The following is a 16,461-nucleotide window of genomic DNA, read 5'->3' as shown; positions in this document are numbered from 1 at the left end:
CATCAATTTAAAATCCCTTTCCCAATTCAAACTTATTCTTCTGACTTAATCTTCATCAGATGTATTCTGCTTTATCCTATTTATTATAAACTCCTTCCTCTTCTCAACGGTATCTTTTGGCACTTCTATAATTTCATAGCCATAATCCTGATAGGTCTTTTTCATGGCTTCAAAAGTAGCTTCGGCTTCTTTCCAATCCTGTTTTCTTTCCTCATCTGTTTTGTAGATACCCTGCCAGGGCGGGAAGATGAATATTTTTGTATTATACTGATAATGTTCTGCTATTTCCTGTATTTCATTTGACAGGTCCAAACCTACCATTCGGGCATAGCAGACTGCATCCAAAATTCCCCTATCAAAAAAAACGGGAAGCAGACTGTTTTTAGAAATAGCCTCACGGTAGCTTTCAGCAGAAGCTTCTACCATTAACTGCATATAAAGTTCCTTGCTTTTCCATGGTAATGCCTCTCCGCCAGTTGCCATCTGCTCTTTGATAATTGCACGTGCTGTTTCTGGCATAACAGTGTAACCGCTTTTTTCCAGTTCGTTTAAAACGGATGTTTTGCCAACACCGGGACCGCCGGTAAGAATATAAAAGTTCTTGTTTTGGTATTTCATTTCATTATCATTATTCCCATTTATTCTTTAAACAATTCCAACATATGGGAGATTGCATTTTCAGAATGCAGGGCTTCGGTTTGTTCTAATGTCATTTTTGCAATTTCGGAGGCTCTTTTACGCATCTGCTTTTCATAATGGGCAATTGCTTCTTCAATATCTAAAAAATCTGTTCCCGTAAGACAATTGCTGAGTTCAAGGGCATCAAGCATTGCCATATTTACGCCTTCTCCGGCATAGGGTGGCATCAAATGTGCCGCATCACCAATCAGAGTACTGTCTGCCCGTGCTTTCCATGTCTGGTCTAACGGCATACAGTACTGCGGACGCGGGACAAAAGAAGTGCCTTCTGTTACAAATAATTCCATCCAGATTTCATCCCAATCTGAAAATTCTGTACGAAACCAAGTTGCTACTGACTTACTATTTTTAAAATCAATACCGCTATCGCGTACCCAGGTTTCCTGTGTTTTACAGCCTGTATAAAAAGAGAGACTTCCATCTCCTTTTGCGCTTACAATAAGTGACTTTTGATTACCAAAGGCAAAAACTTTTCCACCCTTAACCATTTCATAGATGCGGGGTGCTTTTTCCGCCGCCTCATAAAGACTGCCTTCTACGACTGTAATTCCGGAATAGAAGGGCCTGATAGTTGTAAGATAAGGACGTATTTTTGAATTGGCACCATCTGCCCCGATAACCAGGTCTGCTGTTTCTGTTTTTCCATTTTGAAAAACAAGCTTCCAGATACCGTTTTCCTTTTCTAATGCTGTAATATGACTATCCCATACTATTGTTTCCGGTCGTAACGAATCAAGCAGCAAATCACGCAAAGGACCACGGTCTATTTCAGGGCGAAAGTGTTCGTGTCCAAAATCAGCCATATTATCAGGTTCGTTATGCTGGTCGTAAACAAGGTTACCATATGGGTCCGCAATACGCATCTTGTCGGCACCAGGTCTGTAATATTTTTTAAACGCTTCCAATAGTCCGGCCTCTTTGAGTGCTTTAAGGCCTGAATCGTCATGAAGGTCGAGTGTGGCTCCCTGTACTCTTACAAATCTTCCCGCATCTCTTTCATATACTGTTACATCAACCCCTTTTTGTTGCAGCAGTCGGGCAAGTGTCAATCCTCCAGGTCCACCACCAATAATTGCTATTTTTTTGTTTTTAACTACCATGATTTTAAAGATTTAGTTTTATCAAGGCAAAACTATTTCTTATTCAAGGTGGAAAATTGTATAAATCGGTCGTTTTTATTTTGGGATAATTCTTTGGGAAGCACACCGGAGAACTTTTTTACATCACGGATAAAATGGGCCTGGTCTGCAAAATCCTGTTCGGGAAACAATTTCCCTTCCTTGAGATGTTTAAAGGAAGCTCTGAAACGCAAAATATTGCAATAGGTTTTTAACGGCAGTCCAAACTGATGGCTAAAATAACGGTTCATCTGGCGACTGCTCCATCCGGCCTTTTCAGAAAGTTCTTTCACCGTTAACGTACCATTTGAAGTATATATTTGGTCAAACAGTCTGAGTTTCCTGTTATCGGGTACTGTTTTAATAAGGCTTTGTATTTTTCCGGTTAGCTTGTTGCAAAAAGCATCAAAATCGGAAAGGTCTTCTTTGGCAATATTCCAGAAACCTTCCGGTAGAAGACGTCCGCCATTAAGCAAAGATGAAACGCTGGCTTCTAAAAGATATTCAACCGCTAAAAGGCGAAGGCTAACCGCAAACATGGTTCCTCCTGATTGCATCAGGGTTTGTGAAGCTTCCGTTTCCAACCCTAAAAGAACGGCACGAAATGGTTCGGTATCGGAATATGAAAAAATAATATCAATCCTCCCGTCTGGCAATACTATGATATTTTTGGGTTCTCCGGAAGGTGTCCTGATTTCCCAAAAGCTTTCAACATATCCGGCAATCGACGAATCGGGTTTTTCTATTTTATATTTAAACGGACCGTCCATTTTTTAATAATGGTCGTTAGGTTATTTTTTTACGGAAAGAAAAATATCCACTTCTGCATTGTTCCAATCTGCACATCGTTCATCATATATTTCAAAATCATATTGATAGGCCCTGTTCAAATTGGCATCTTCTTTCCAGATTTCTCTCCATGCTTCTGCAATACAGGCGGGCATGACGCCTTTGGCTATTTTTTGAGTATAGGTTTGTGTCGGTATTTTCAGACTTTTGAATCCTTGCGGAACTGCCGTACCTTCCGCCACTTTGCAGCCTATGAAATAGGAATACGGTTGCGTATGGTCGCCATCATAGTCAAAATAAACAGCATAGATTTCATTACCTAATTTACCTTCTATCTGGCCGTATCTCTTTTCCGTCTCGAATTGATGCCAAAGTCCGCCACAATCTATGGCAGCCTGACCATCTTTGTTGGTTGTTTTGTTATCAAGCTGAATGCCTATCAGTAGGAAGTTTTCTTTACCGGTTTCCATTTGTTGTATGTTATTTTTCGAAGCTAATATATCAGTGTGTTCCAGAAAAAAGAGTATTATTTTCTAAACCGGATAATCACATTATCTTACGAAATTAATAAAATAAATGGGATATGTCGCTGTGACCTTTCATCTGCTTTTCCAAAACTGACATTTATCATCTTTTACGACAATTGGTTTATCCATATTTGCAGCTATCTTAAATTAATATGCATTATGGCGCCTGATACTTCTGTACATACTTTTCATATTCCTGTAATGGGACTTTCTTTTACAATTGACAGTCCAATTCGGGTGGCTCATTATGGAATTTCTTCCGTAGTTTCTATTGTAGACGATGAACTTATTGAAAAGATGAATGCTTTTTACAGCAAGAAATTTTGTTTGCCTTATCAGGAAATTACAAAAAAAATCCATGACTATCGTGCCGAACGCATTAAAAGTTATCTGGATATGATGGACCATGTCGTAAAGGAAAAGTTTCAGGCTTTTAAACGCGAACTTTCTGAAAGTCGTCCGGCTTTGGAACGTTTTTTGGGTATGCTTCCGAACCAATCCGATTTTAAAAAAAGTTTACAGGAGCTTTTGGAGAATGGTTCCGAATTGAAACATGGCATCAAAAATTTCCTTGAAAAACATTTCACGCCCGGAGCTATTGATGTCAATATCATGACTAAAGTTGACAGAGAAAATTATGATAAAAAAGAAGCCCTGTCTATTGATTTTAATGATGCGCATGCCGCTTTGAGGGGATTTGCAAACAGTAAACTTCAATCTTCAATAGTATTTTCGGCAGGTATGAATCCAAGGCTGTATAGCTATCTTGAAAGTTTCAATTGTTTTTTTCCGGATACAGAAGGAAAACTCGAAAAGAAAATCACATTGAAAGTCAGTGATTACCGTTCAGCATTGATACAAGGCAATTTTCTGGCAAAGAAAGGCTTATGGGTTTCTGAATACCGTATTGAATCGGGGCTGAACTGTGGAGGACACGCCTTTGCCACCGAAGGTTTTCTTTTAGGTCCAATACTGGAAGAATTCAGAACAAAAAGAAAAGAACTCATCCAAACATCACACGAGTTGATGGCAAAAGCGCTAGAACAAAAAGGACTTCCTGTACCATCCCATCCGCTTGCTTTAAAAATTACGGCTCAGGGCGGTGTAGGTACTGCTGAAGAACATGATTTTTTATTACATCATTATAGAATGGATTCTGTAGGCTGGGGCTCGCCTTTCCTGTTGGTTCCTGAAGCTACTTCTGTAGATAATGACACCCGATTGTTATTGGCGAAAGCAGAAGAAAAAGACCTTTATCTGAGCCATATATCTCCTTTGGGCGTTCCTTTTAATACAATTCGCGGCACAAGCAATGAGCAGCTAAAACAGCATCGCATTACAGTAGGGCGACCGGGAAGCTCCTGTCCTAAAAAATACCTGGCATTGGACAGAGAACTAGATAAAAAGGGAATTTGTACGGCTTCACTAAAATACCAATCGTATAAACTGGAATCGTTAGAAAGCAGAAAACATGAACTCACGGCTATGGCTTATGAACAGGCAAAGTTTGATATTACCGAAAAAGCCTGTCTTTGTGTTGGACTCGCCAATGCTTCCTATCTTGAAAATAGTATTACCGTTAAAGGTGAAGCACAAGGCGTTGTTATTTGTCCGGGACCTAACATGGCCTATTTTAATAGAGAGGTTTCATTACAGGACATGCTACGTCACATCTACGGATATGATTCTGTAATGGATTTCCCAAACCGTCCAAATTTGTTTGTAAAAGAAATACGGCTTTATATTGATTATCTGAAAAAAGAAATAGCCCTACACCATAGCACTGCAACTTCAGCCCAATTTAAGAAATGGACAACATTTCAAAAAAACCTGCTTTCCGGAATTGATTATTATGAGAAGTTATTCTTACCAATTCCATTTAAATTCGGAATTGATAAGAATTTATGGAGTCATATAAGAAATGAGATAAAAAATATTGGGCAAAAACATTTAAATTAAAAGCAATAAGAATTCTATTTTTGGCTATTTTTTTTATGTAATCACCTCTTTACTAATTAATTATCAAAATTACTGTTTAATGATTTTTTTACTTAGAATTTCTCCTTTAATAGTTTGCATATTCAAAAAGTAAATTCCGCTTTTTAATTCTATTATATCAAGTTCAAAGTGTTTTTGCCCAACTTGAAATTCTTTGCTATAGACTGTTTTTCCATCCATAGTATAAATTTTAATTTTATTAATTAAAGTTTCAGATCCAATATTTACGATATTGTTTACAGGATTTGGATATATGGTCAAATTATATTGGGGAGTAGAAAAAATTTTTTTTCTGCTTTGATATATATCTTCTGGGCAATTAATATTTTCATCAATTCCATCTAACCATCCCATAAATCTGCCATCATGTGGCTGTACACCATAAGAACTTCCGTTTCGTAAATCTAGTGCTCTAAGGGCATCTCCAGTATATGACATGTTAATTAATAATAAATCAGATTTATCATTTTTAAATTTCCCAATTAAAGATCTGTCATTCGGATCAAGCCATCCATCGAAAGTTCCAGAGGCATTACTATTACAACCGAGATTTGCAGAAGAATAGGAAGCACAGAAAGTCGATCTTGCATTATTGAATAAATCAATAACATTAATTGCGTAAATAGCATTCGTAGAAGTATTAAGTAAAACCATTTCAAGCTTTTGATCACCAGTAACATCCTTAATAGAAATTTTATCACAGGTATCAAGCCATCCATCAAAAGTAGTACTTGCTATATCAGGGAAAATTCTTGATCCTTTTATTCCTCCAACATCATCAGACAATCTTATACATCTAATCGCATCTCCTATACCTGAAGTATTTATAAGAACCAGGTCATCTCCCCCAATCTGATCAACATTAGCAATTATTATTCGATCAGAAACATCCATAAAGCCACTAAAATTATTATTTGCGTTCAATGTAGTTGAGTGATTGGTTGCAAACAACGTATTACCAGTAGCCAAATCAATTACAGAAATAGCCCCTCCTCCTTGATAATCAGTATTAATTAGTATTACTTCTTTTTGACCATCTCCATTCGTATCACCAACAAGTACTTTATCGCCCGGGTCAACCCAACCTTCATAATAATTATTATTAGGATATATTCCATGACTCTTCTCAAGCAAAGTATTTCCAGTCATAATGTCTATGACTTTATAAGCAGTACCAATATTAGTTTTATTAAAAAAAATAAGATCTTCCCGCCCATCCGAATTTGTATCTCCTATTGAAATTAAATCATCTGCATCAAAAAAATCCATCAATCCTGCGCCAAATTCTTTAGGAGACAGATAACTTAAAAAATTATTTGTAACAAGATTAAAAACCAACAAATCAGGTCTGCTACTTCCTGTTGTAGATAAATTTAATAAGATGAGTTCTTTTATTCCATCTCCATTTAGATCACTAAAAAAAATCTTATCCTCTTCGTCTACCCAACCATCAATAATACCTGTTGGAATCGAATAAAGATTATTTTTTGTTTTTACATCAATTACTTTTAATGACCAGGCACTTTGGCAATATTCGGAATTTACAATAACTAAATCATCATATCCGTCTGAATTAATATCACATACTATTGTTTTATCATTTAATGCACTGTTATTACAGAGTTCGCCAGGATTATTATTTAACTCTTTAAAACCTTTTTCTTGCCAATAAGGATAAAAATCGCAAGACGAATCCTGTTGATGAACTATTGAGGTATCATTATGTAAAAATTTTGGTTTATATACTTTAATATAATCAATCTCATAATCATAATCCATAGTGTTGGCATCTGGTTCTTCATTATATATAAAAGCACCAATATCGAAAAGTATCTGCATTGGCTTTAAATCATGTAGAAAATCCAATTTATTATTTCCTTGCATTATATCATGTCTAGTAGCTTTTCTTACGAGTACATTATTTTTATAGAATGCAATTTCATTCCCACTCCAATAACACCCATAGATGTTAAAATCATCATTCCCTGATATATTATTTACTGGGTATGCTTCATTTTCACTTGACATTACAAACTGTTCCTCGTTGTCTATAATTTGATTATTACTTGCCCCATAATATAAATTACTTTTATAACGATGTTCTGGAGATTGGAAAAAATCAGAATTAGTTTGTGCTGACAAAGGATAACTATATTTTCGATTATGAAACTCAAAAATGTCTATTTCAGAATATGTGGTTCCGGGACAACCATTTTGATTACTTCTTGAAAACAACCAAAAAGTCGCACCTATCCCACGATAATTGTATTGTGGCAAAGGTTTTTTTACTCTACATTTTATTTCAAAGTAGCCGAATCGAAATTTCTGATTACTAATAAATTTTGAAGGTCCTGTATACATCCATTTTAAATTACTTATTTTCGGTGAAGTCGGTGTTTCCCCTTCAGGAGAAAGATAACTATTTGTAGCCGATGGAAAATTATTAACCTCATCAACAGTAATTGCATCAATTTGAGCTTCAGTAAAATTCAGCCCGTGCCATTTAACATTTTCTTTTAGTCTCTGCTTAAAATTTAAAAGACGTTCCTGTTCATTGTTTCCGGTACATGGATTTGGATATCCGTTACCAACAGAACAAGGATAATACCCATAATAATGTAGAATTGTTTTTGCCTGAGAAAAGCTATTTGATTGCGGCGGATATACATTAATATCTTCTCTTTTAAATTTTAATGTCATAATTCCATTAGCAAATTCAATATTTTTTTTCTGTAGATACCTATGCCCTGCATAACCTGTAAATGCTTGAATATTATTTAAAGTTCCATTTGGAGTATAGGGATCGAAACCATTATACAATGACCATTTTTGGGAAGTTTCTAGCTGTGATATATTAATATAGTCGAAATTGTCCTCAAAAATCAACTCCCAATTAGAATCACTAGAATCCATAAGTGGCGGCGTATAATTTAATTGAGAATATAGACTAACACTATTTCCTAGAAAAAAAAATAATGATAAAACTTTCATAAATGAATTTTAGTTAAATTTATAAATACTAAACTATATTTAAACATAATGTTTTATTTTTAATTAGTCTAATATTTTTAGTTTTAAAATAAATGATATAACATAGATTTAAACTTTATATTTTTTTATTATATTCTTTGGATTAAAAAGTTAATTATCTTAAAAAAGAAATAACAACAAACGGCCTTACAGCCACAACCGCCCAATTTAAGAAATGGACAACATTTCAAAAAAACCTGCTTTCAGGAATTGATTATTATGAGAAGTTATTTCTTTCTGTTTCTTTAGGAACTGACTCCCATCCGTGGAACAACTTGCGTAAAGAAATTGAGGCAATTGAAACAGGTCAGGTTTCTTTTGAGAATCTTCAGACAAGTTAACCAAACAAACAAAACCTTTGCTATATTTATATTAAAATAGGGAAATATGCAAAATGAGACACATTACATAACCCGTAGCGGCTGGCTTAGGGCTGCGGTATTAGGAGCCAATGATGGAATTCTCTCTACCACGAGTCTGGCTATTGGAATAGCTGCTGCTTCCGAAACCAGGTCACCTATCATACTGGCTGCTTTGGCCGGAGTGGTAGCAGGCGCGCTTTCTATGGCAGCGGGAGAATATGTATCTGTCAGCTCACAAAGCGATATCGAAAAATCCGACCTGAAACGGGAAATGAAAGAATTAGAAGAAACGCCTGAATCGGAACTGGAAGAACTCACGCAAATTTATATTTCCCGCGGACTTACTCCTGAACTTGCAAAAGAAGTGGCCCTGCAGCTCACCACACATAATGCACTCGAAAGCCATGCCCGTGATGAGCTTGGAATCAATGAAATTACTCAGGCCAGGCCTATGCAGGCAGCATTGGCTTCTGCCCTGGCATTTATTTGCGGGGGAATATTGCCGCTTTTGGTAGCAATTTTTGCCCCGTTGAAGTATATGGTGTTTTTGCAATACGGATTTGCTATTATTTTTCTAGCCCTGTCGGGAACATTGGCTGCAAAAGCCGGCGGTTCAAATAAAATAAAATCAGTGGCCCGTATCTGTATCTGGGGAACAGTTGCCATGGTAGCTTCAGCGCTTGTAGGCTATGCTTTTGGTGTTCAGACTTCGTAAGGTAATCTTAAGCCAATCTTAAGGAAACTGCAATACATTTTCAGAACACTATTACGTTAATCTGCTATAACAATAACTGTATAGCGATGAAACTTTTCACCTTCTTATTCTTGCTGGCATTTGTTCCTTTAAAATGGGAAACAGATTTTGACACCGCCCAAAAAGATGCCAAAGAAAAAAAACAACTAATCCTGCTCAATTTTTCAGGGTCTGACTGGTGCGCGCCCTGTGTAGCTACTAAAAGGGACTATTTTGAAAACGATTCCTTCCTGTCTATGGCAAAGGACAATCTTGTTCTGCTTAATGCTGATTTTCCAAGAAAAAAGAAAAATCAACTCTCTCCCGAACAAATCAAAAAAAATGAAGCACTTGCTGAAAAATACAACAAGCAAGGCAATTTTCCATTCACTCTATTATTGGATTCAAATGGCAAAGTGCTGAAGTCATGGGTTGGAAAACCTGAAGTTTCTGTCGAAAAATGGACAAAGGAAATCAAAAATATCTGTGACTCTCACAAATAAGAAACAGGCACCATGCTGGAATTTTCACAATCGCTAAGGCTGATGGGTAATCAATTTACCATAACGGTAGTAAGCCCTACTAAAACAGAGGCAGAATCACATATCAATACTGCCATAGAAGAAATAAGGCGTATAGAAAGGCTGCTTACTACTTTTGATGAGAATAGTCAGACCTGCCTAATTAATAGCAATGCAGGCATTTCACCTGTAGAAGTTGATACAGAAGTAGTAGAATTAATTGAACGAAGCATCGGAATTTCAAAAATTACGCAAGGTGCTTTTGACATAAGCTATGGCAGCATTGATAAAACGCTCTGGAATTTTGACAGGAATATGACTCAACTTCCTTCACGCGAAGAAGCCCTGAAAATGGTACATCTTATTGATTACAGAAATATTCTTGTTGATAAAGAAAACAGTACCGTATTTCTCAAGAATAAAGGCATGAGGATAGGATTTGGAGGTATTGGTAAGGGCTATGCCGCCGAAATGGCGAAAAGGCTGTTAATGCAAAAAGGCGTCGGGAGCGGAATCATAAATGCCAGTGGCGACCTTAGCGCATGGGGACATCAGCCTTCAGGAAGACCGTGGAGAATAGGAATATCTAACCCTGACTTTCCGGAAGACATTTTTTCCTATTTAGACATTAGCGGAAAAGCCGTAGCAACTTCCGGTAATTATGAAAAATATGTCATGATAAACGGAAAAAAATATTCGCATACCATAGACCCTAAAACAGGATTACCCATATCAGGAATTAAGAGTGTTACAATAATCAGCAACAATTCTGAATTTGCCGATGCAATGGCAACTCCCATCGCTGTCATGGGCATAAAAGCGGGGCTTTATCTCGTCAACCAGATACCAGAACTGCACTGTATCATTATTGATGATGACAACCAGCTATATACTTCAAAAAATATAAATCTTACATAAAATGAAAAATCTCCCCGTTTGGATAGCAGCATGCTGTATAGTCATGACTGCCGGGTGCTCGTCCGTTAAAGAGTACCAAAAAAATAAGATAAACGATTCCGAAATGGCATTGTCTAACCGGAAAGTCGAAAAAACTGAACTGAGCTTCCAATCTTACAGGGAAGGCTCATCTGGTGCCAATGCCGGAAAAAGTGGTGGCGGATGCGGTTGCAATTAATCCCTAACTGTATAACAAAATGAAAAGAGTTTTTATAACCGGCTTTGCTCTGCTGGGGCTTTTAAAAGCCTATGCCCAAAATGAACAGGCAGATTCGACCGCATATAAGCCTAAAAAACTTAAAGTCGATGAGATAAATCTTGTGTCCAGCTATTACAGACAAAATGGAGACAATTCAGCTGTTACAGGAGGATTGGGAACAGAAAAACTTACTGATATATCCAATTCGATAGACCTCAGGGTGGTAAAATACGGCAAGAATAATATCAAACATAATTTTGATGTTGAAGTAGGTGTCGACCATTATAGTTCTGCCTCTTCAGACAAGATAGATCTTAATGCCAATTCGTCTGCATCGTCTTCTGACATAAGAGTATATCCTTCGTTGAACTATATCCGAGAAAATGAAGAAAAAGGGCGTACATTGGGTATTGGGGTTTCTTCCTCTACAGAGTATGATTACCAGTCTTTTGGAGGAAATGTGAGTTTTTCACAAAAAACCAAAAACAGAAATGGCGAATTTGGAGTAAAATTTCAGGCTTATCTTGATCAGGTAAAACTGCTTGCTCCTATAGAACTTCGCGGATTACCCAATGTTGATGATTCTGGCAATGCTTCCCGAAATACATTTGTTGGGTCACTCACTTATTCGCAGATCATTAACAAAAACTTCCAGGTAATGTTTCAGGCTGATCTGATATCGCAGCAAGGCTATCTTTCGCTGCCATTTCACAGAGTATATTTTACTGACGGTTCAGTACATCAGGAAAAACTTCCGGACAGCCGCCTTAAGATACCGCTGGCTGCCAGAGCAAGTTATTTTTTAGGTGATAATGTGATTATTAGGGGTTATTACCGGTTTTATACTGACGATTGGGGAATCCAGTCTCATACAGCCGATATTGAAATACCGGTAAAAATCACATCATTTGTATCCGTTTCTCCGTTTTACAGATATTATACGCAAACGGCTGCAAAATATTTTAAAGGCTATGAAATGCACAATCTCCAAAGTGATTTTTATACCAGCAATTATGACCTTTCAAAATTCAACAGCAGTTTTATTGGTCTTGGCCTTCGACTGACTCCGGTTAATGGCATTTTTGGCATCAAACATCTTAATATGCTGGAAATACGTTACGGACATTATGCCCGTTCCAATAATTTAAATTCTGATATTGTCAGCATCAACATCAGATACAAATAAATGAGAATTAGAATAGAGTTAAAAAAATCCGAAGCTAGCTTCGGATTTTTTAGTTACGTCAAGTCAATACTTTTATTTCGGTATCGCCAATAATTCGCAAACCTCGTCATAGCTCCTGTCTCTTAAATTTATAGATCTGGCAGCGGGAGTTCCTCCAGGGATTATAATATAACGAAATTTAACACCACTACCAACAGCAATAGTTGGAGTTAGTCCATCGTGACGATACCTGAAAATTTTCAGATTTCCTAAAGTAGTAATGGTCTCTATTGTATTTATATTACTACCTGCCCTTGAAGTATAGGGTAAAGCAAAAATATCTGCACCATTAAATTGCATATAAACCAGAACGGTACCGCTATTCAAAATTTCATTGGTTATCTGAGGTACGGAATAAGTATATAACATTCCAGAAGTTGCATCAATCGTCGTTTCTGTTCCATTTGGGCGGTCGAGCCAGTCGCTATAAATTACATTGGCTGTTCCGGGTTCACCATTCATTCCATTTAATCCGTCTACTCCATCTTTTCCGTCATCGGAACAGGAGATGATACTTGTTCCTAAAGTCATTAATAAAAGAACACTATTTTTTTGATTGGTTTCATGATAGTTAATTTAAAATTTATGGAACGAAACTAGGCATTCAATAAGGTCAAAAAAACAAGTAATAGACCAATGACGTTTTTAATCTACCAATGATGGAAAAGTGGACAGTGGATAGTGGTGGTTAATAAAAAAAGACCTTCGATGAAGGTCTTTTTTTGTGATAATTATGTGATATGTTCTTACATATTTCTTCTGTATTGTCCACCTACTTCAAACAATGAAGCAGTGATTTCGCCTAATGAACACACTTTGGTTGCTTCCATAAGCTGTTCAAAAATATTCTGGTTGTTGATAGCTACATCCTGAATGATAGCCAACTGTTCTTTCATTTTATCACCGTAGGCTTTGTGCAGGTTTTCCAGAGTGTGAATCTGGAATTGTTTTTCTTCTTCACTGGCACGGATAACTTCGGCAGGAATAACGGTTGGCGAACCTTTGGAACTCAGGAAAGTATTCACGCCAATAATAGGGAACTCCCCAGTATGTTTCAGTGTTTCATAATACATACTTTCTTCCTGAATTTTAGAACGCTGGTACATGGTTTCCATAGCTCCCAATACGCCTCCTCTTTCTGTAATCCTGTCAAATTCCTGCAATACAGCTTCTTCTACAAGGTCAGTCAATTCTTCGATAATAAAAGAACCCTGTATCGGGTTTTCGTTTTTAGCCAAACCAAGTTCCTTATTTATAATCAGCTGGATTGCCATGGCACGACGCACCGATTCTTCAGTTGGCGTGGTGATAGCTTCATCGTATGCATTGGTATGCAATGAGTTACAGTTATCATAAATAGCATACAATGCCTGTAATGTAGTACGGATATCGTTAAAATCAATTTCCTGAGCGTGCAATGAACGGCCTGATGTCTGGATATGGTATTTCAACATCTGTGCTCTTTCGTTGGCACCGTATTTATTTTTAAGTGCTTTCGCCCAAATCTTTCTGGCTACACGTCCAATTACGGCATATTCCGGGTCAATTCCATTCGAGAAAAAGAACGAAAGGTTCGGACCAAAATCGTTGATGTCCATACCACGGCTCAAGTAGTATTCTACATAGGTAAATCCGTTAGCAAGCGTGAATGCCAATTGTGTGATAGGGTTGGCTCCGGCTTCAGCAATGTGGTATCCTGAAATAGATACCGAGTAGAAGTTACGTACATTTTTGGCAATGAAATATTCCTGTACGTCACCCATTAACCTTAACGCAAATTCTGTCGAAAAGATACAGGTATTTTGTGCCTGATCTTCTTTTAGGATATCTGCCTGAACGGTTCCACGTACTTGTGATAAAGTTCTAACCTTTATCTGCTCATAGACATCTTTTGGCAATACCTGATCGCCGGTTACTCCTAAAAGCATCAGTCCCAAACCGTCGTTTCCTTCAGGAAGTGTTCCGTTATAACGCGGTCTTTCTATATTTTTCTTTTTATAGATTTCGGCTATGATTGCTTCTACTTCATCCTCCAGATTATTTTCCTTGATGTAGATTTCGCACTGTTGGTCTATTGCAGCATTCATAAAGAATCCCAACAACATCGGAGCCGGACCGTTAATGGTCATACTCACCGAAGTCAGCGGATGTGCCAGATTGAATCCTGAATATAATTTTTTGGCATCGTCCAAACAGCAGATAGATACTCCTGCATTACCAATTTTTCCGTAGATATCCGGTCTTAGGTGCGGGTCATTTCCATATAATGTTACACTGTCAAAAGCAGTAGAAAGTCTTTTTGCCGGAAGCCCTGCGCTCACATAGTGGAAACGCTTATTGGTTCTTTCAGGTCCGCCTTCTCCGGCAAACATCCTTGAAGGGTCTTCCCCTTCGCGTTTGAATGGATAAAGCCCGGAAGTGAACGGAAACTCACCCGGCACATTTTCCTGCAGGCACCATCTTAGAATATCGCCCCATGCCTCATACTTCGGCAAAGCTACTTTCGGTATCTGCGAATGTGATAAGGATTCCGTGTGTGTTGCTATCTTTATTTCCTTGTCACGTACTTTAAAAGTGTAGACAGGATTTTTGTATTTGTTTACTTTTTCATCCCAGGTAAAGATAATTTCCCAATTATACGGGTCCAAATCCATCTTTACTTTGTCAAACTGGTTGAGCAAAAGGTTTAGGAAGATTCTGGTTTCGTTATGTTCTTCTAATGCACTTGGCAATACAGAATCATCATTTATTCCGGCTTTTGTCAATTCCGGGGTTTTACCTGAAACCGATTCAATAGTTTTGAAAATACCGTATAATTTTTGTGCTACCTGCTGTTGTGTCAAAGCAACTGCATCGTATTTTCTGTTGTTTTCTGCAATTTCAGATAAATAGCGCGTCCTGTGTGGCGGAATGACAAAGATTTTTTCACTCATCTCACGCGTAATCTCAAATGTGGATTTAAGATCGGCTTCTGTCTTTTCAACAATCTTGTCCATGATTGCCTTGTAAAGCGTATTCATACCCGGATCATTGAATTGGGAAGCAATGGTTCCAAATACCGGAAGGTCGTCCGGATTGGCATCCCAAAGATTATGGTTTCTCTGGTATTGCTTTTTAACATCACGCAAGGCGTCCAGCGAACCTCTCTTATCAAATTTATTAATGGCTACCAAGTCTGCAAAATCAAGCATGTCGATTTTTTCTAACTGCGTAGCGGCTCCAAATTCAGGAGTCATCACATAGAGCGAAACATCGGAATGGTCCATGATTTCGGTATCAGACTGTCCAATTCCCGAAGTCTCCAATATGATAATATCGTATTTAGCGGCTTTGAGTACCTGAATGGCTTCTGCAACATATTTGGACAAAGCCAGATTGGACTGTCTTGTTGCCAAAGAACGCATATAAACACGTGGATTGTTGATCGCATTCATACGAATCCTGTCTCCTAAAAGTGCTCCGCCTGTTTTACGTTTTGAAGGGTCAACCGAAATCAAACCGATTGTTTTTTCCGGAAAGTCAATTAAAAATCTTCTGACCAATTCGTCAACCAAAGATGATTTACCGGCTCCCCCTGTTCCTGTAATACCCAGAACCGGAATTTTGCTGGTTTCATTTTGTTTGTGTATCGCATCCAGGGTTTCTTTTGCAATTTCAGGAAAATTTTCTGCTGAAGAAATAAGACGGGCAATTGCCGTCGGGTTCTTCTCTTCCAAATGTTTGGCCTCTCCGTTTAGCTTGTCGCCAATCGGAAAATCAGATTTCTGAACAAGGTCATTAATCATTCCCTGCAATCCTAATTCACGTCCGTCATCCGGCGCATAGATTCGCGTAATTCCATACTCCTGCAATTCTTTTATCTCATCCGGCAGGATTACTCCGCCTCCTCCACCGAAAATTCGGATATGGCCTGCTCCTTTTTGGTTAAGCAGATCATACATGTATTTAAAATATTCATTATGCCCACCCTGATAAGAAGTCATGGCAATGGCATTAGCATCTTCCTGAATGGCTGTATTTACAACTTCTTCAACGCTCCTATCATGTCCTAAATGGATTACCTCGACTCCTGTCGACTGGATAATGCGTCGCATAATATTAATGGCAGCATCGTGTCCGTCGAAAAGTGCTGCTGCTGTTACAATTCTTACTTTATTTTTAGGAATATAAGGTTTGGCTTGTTCCATTTTGAAATATATGTCTTTTTAAGGTCGGCAATTTACGAAATTCCTAAAAATTTCGAAGTGTTTATTAAGTATTTTAACTGAACAACGTTTCCGCACCCTGGCAGGATTTAAAACCC

Annotated in this window: 13 protein-coding genes; 6 read left to right on the top strand and 7 right to left on the bottom strand. The window is 37.7% G+C overall.

Annotation, left to right across the window (positions count from 1 at the left end; genetic code table 11):
• Nucleotides 1–45: 45 nt before the first annotated feature.
• From B0G92_RS07795 to B0G92_RS07780, 4 genes are read right to left on the bottom strand one after another with little or no spacing between them, the layout of a single operon-like run.
• Complete coding sequence (locus tag B0G92_RS07795) at nucleotides 46–618, bottom strand: AAA family ATPase (protein WP_101471687.1); 573 nt, start codon at nucleotides 616–618, stop codon at nucleotides 46–48.
• A 20-nt stretch (nucleotides 619–638) separates the two neighbouring features.
• Nucleotides 639–1,799 carry an FAD-dependent oxidoreductase gene (locus tag B0G92_RS07790; RefSeq protein WP_101471686.1) on the bottom strand — a complete coding sequence of 387 codons (1,161 nt, stop codon included), beginning with the start codon at nucleotides 1,797–1,799 and terminating at the stop codon, nucleotides 639–641.
• A gap of 32 nt (nucleotides 1,800–1,831) precedes the next feature.
• Nucleotides 1,832–2,587 (bottom strand): helix-turn-helix domain-containing protein, encoded by a 756-nt coding sequence (locus B0G92_RS07785; protein ID WP_101471685.1) that lies wholly within the window; start codon nucleotides 2,585–2,587, stop codon nucleotides 1,832–1,834.
• Nucleotides 2,588–2,608: 21 nt separating this feature from the next.
• On the bottom strand, nucleotides 2,609–3,076 hold the full coding sequence (locus B0G92_RS07780) for a GyrI-like domain-containing protein (RefSeq protein WP_101471684.1): 468 nt from the start codon (nucleotides 3,074–3,076) through the stop codon (nucleotides 2,609–2,611).
• A 216-nt stretch (nucleotides 3,077–3,292) separates the two neighbouring features.
• On the opposite strand from B0G92_RS07780, the gene B0G92_RS07775 reads away from it, so the two are divergent.
• Nucleotides 3,293–5,092, top strand: a complete 1,800-nt coding sequence (locus B0G92_RS07775; RefSeq protein WP_101471683.1) for a hypothetical protein — start codon at nucleotides 3,293–3,295, stop codon at nucleotides 5,090–5,092.
• A 69-nt stretch (nucleotides 5,093–5,161) separates the two neighbouring features.
• Here the strand turns inward: B0G92_RS07775 and B0G92_RS07770 are convergent, their stop codons facing one another.
• Nucleotides 5,162–8,122 (bottom strand): T9SS type A sorting domain-containing protein, encoded by a 2,961-nt coding sequence (locus tag B0G92_RS07770; protein ID WP_101471682.1) that lies wholly within the window; start codon nucleotides 8,120–8,122, stop codon nucleotides 5,162–5,164.
• Nucleotides 8,123–8,548: 426 nt separating this feature from the next.
• Between B0G92_RS07770 and B0G92_RS07765 the strand changes: the two genes are divergently transcribed.
• From B0G92_RS07765 to B0G92_RS07745, 5 genes are all read left to right on the top strand, one after another.
• A complete protein-coding gene (locus tag B0G92_RS07765; protein ID WP_101471681.1) occupies nucleotides 8,549–9,238 on the top strand; it encodes a VIT1/CCC1 transporter family protein in 690 nt (229 codons plus the stop codon).
• Between the two features lie 86 nt (nucleotides 9,239–9,324).
• Nucleotides 9,325–9,759, top strand: a complete 435-nt coding sequence (locus B0G92_RS07760) for a thioredoxin family protein (protein WP_101471680.1) — start codon at nucleotides 9,325–9,327, stop codon at nucleotides 9,757–9,759.
• Nucleotides 9,760–9,771: 12 nt separating this feature from the next.
• Nucleotides 9,772–10,695 (top strand): FAD:protein FMN transferase, encoded by a 924-nt coding sequence (locus tag B0G92_RS07755; RefSeq protein WP_101471679.1) that lies wholly within the window; start codon nucleotides 9,772–9,774, stop codon nucleotides 10,693–10,695.
• A gap of 1 nt (nucleotide 10,696) precedes the next feature.
• Nucleotides 10,697–10,912, top strand: coding sequence for a DUF4266 domain-containing protein (locus B0G92_RS07750; RefSeq protein ID WP_056070167.1), 216 nt, complete (start codon nucleotides 10,697–10,699; stop codon nucleotides 10,910–10,912).
• Between the two features lie 19 nt (nucleotides 10,913–10,931).
• On the top strand, nucleotides 10,932–12,119 hold the full coding sequence (locus B0G92_RS07745; RefSeq protein WP_101471678.1) for a DUF3570 domain-containing protein: 1,188 nt from the start codon (nucleotides 10,932–10,934) through the stop codon (nucleotides 12,117–12,119).
• A 72-nt stretch (nucleotides 12,120–12,191) separates the two neighbouring features.
• Here the strand turns inward: B0G92_RS07745 and B0G92_RS07740 are convergent, their stop codons facing one another.
• Nucleotides 12,192–12,689, bottom strand: a complete 498-nt coding sequence (locus B0G92_RS07740) for a hypothetical protein (protein ID WP_101471677.1) — start codon at nucleotides 12,687–12,689, stop codon at nucleotides 12,192–12,194.
• 215 nt (nucleotides 12,690–12,904) lie between these two features.
• On the bottom strand, nucleotides 12,905–16,345 hold the full coding sequence (locus B0G92_RS07735) for a methylmalonyl-CoA mutase family protein (RefSeq protein ID WP_101471676.1): 3,441 nt from the start codon (nucleotides 16,343–16,345) through the stop codon (nucleotides 12,905–12,907).
• Nucleotides 16,346–16,461: the final 116 nt, after the last annotated feature.

The sequence above is a fragment of the Flavobacterium lindanitolerans genome (genome assembly GCF_002846575.1).
GTDB lineage: Bacteria > Bacteroidota > Bacteroidia > Flavobacteriales > Flavobacteriaceae > Flavobacterium > Flavobacterium lindanitolerans.
The sequence above is the reverse complement of the archived record's forward strand: the minus strand, read 5'-3'. Positions and strand labels throughout refer to the sequence as shown.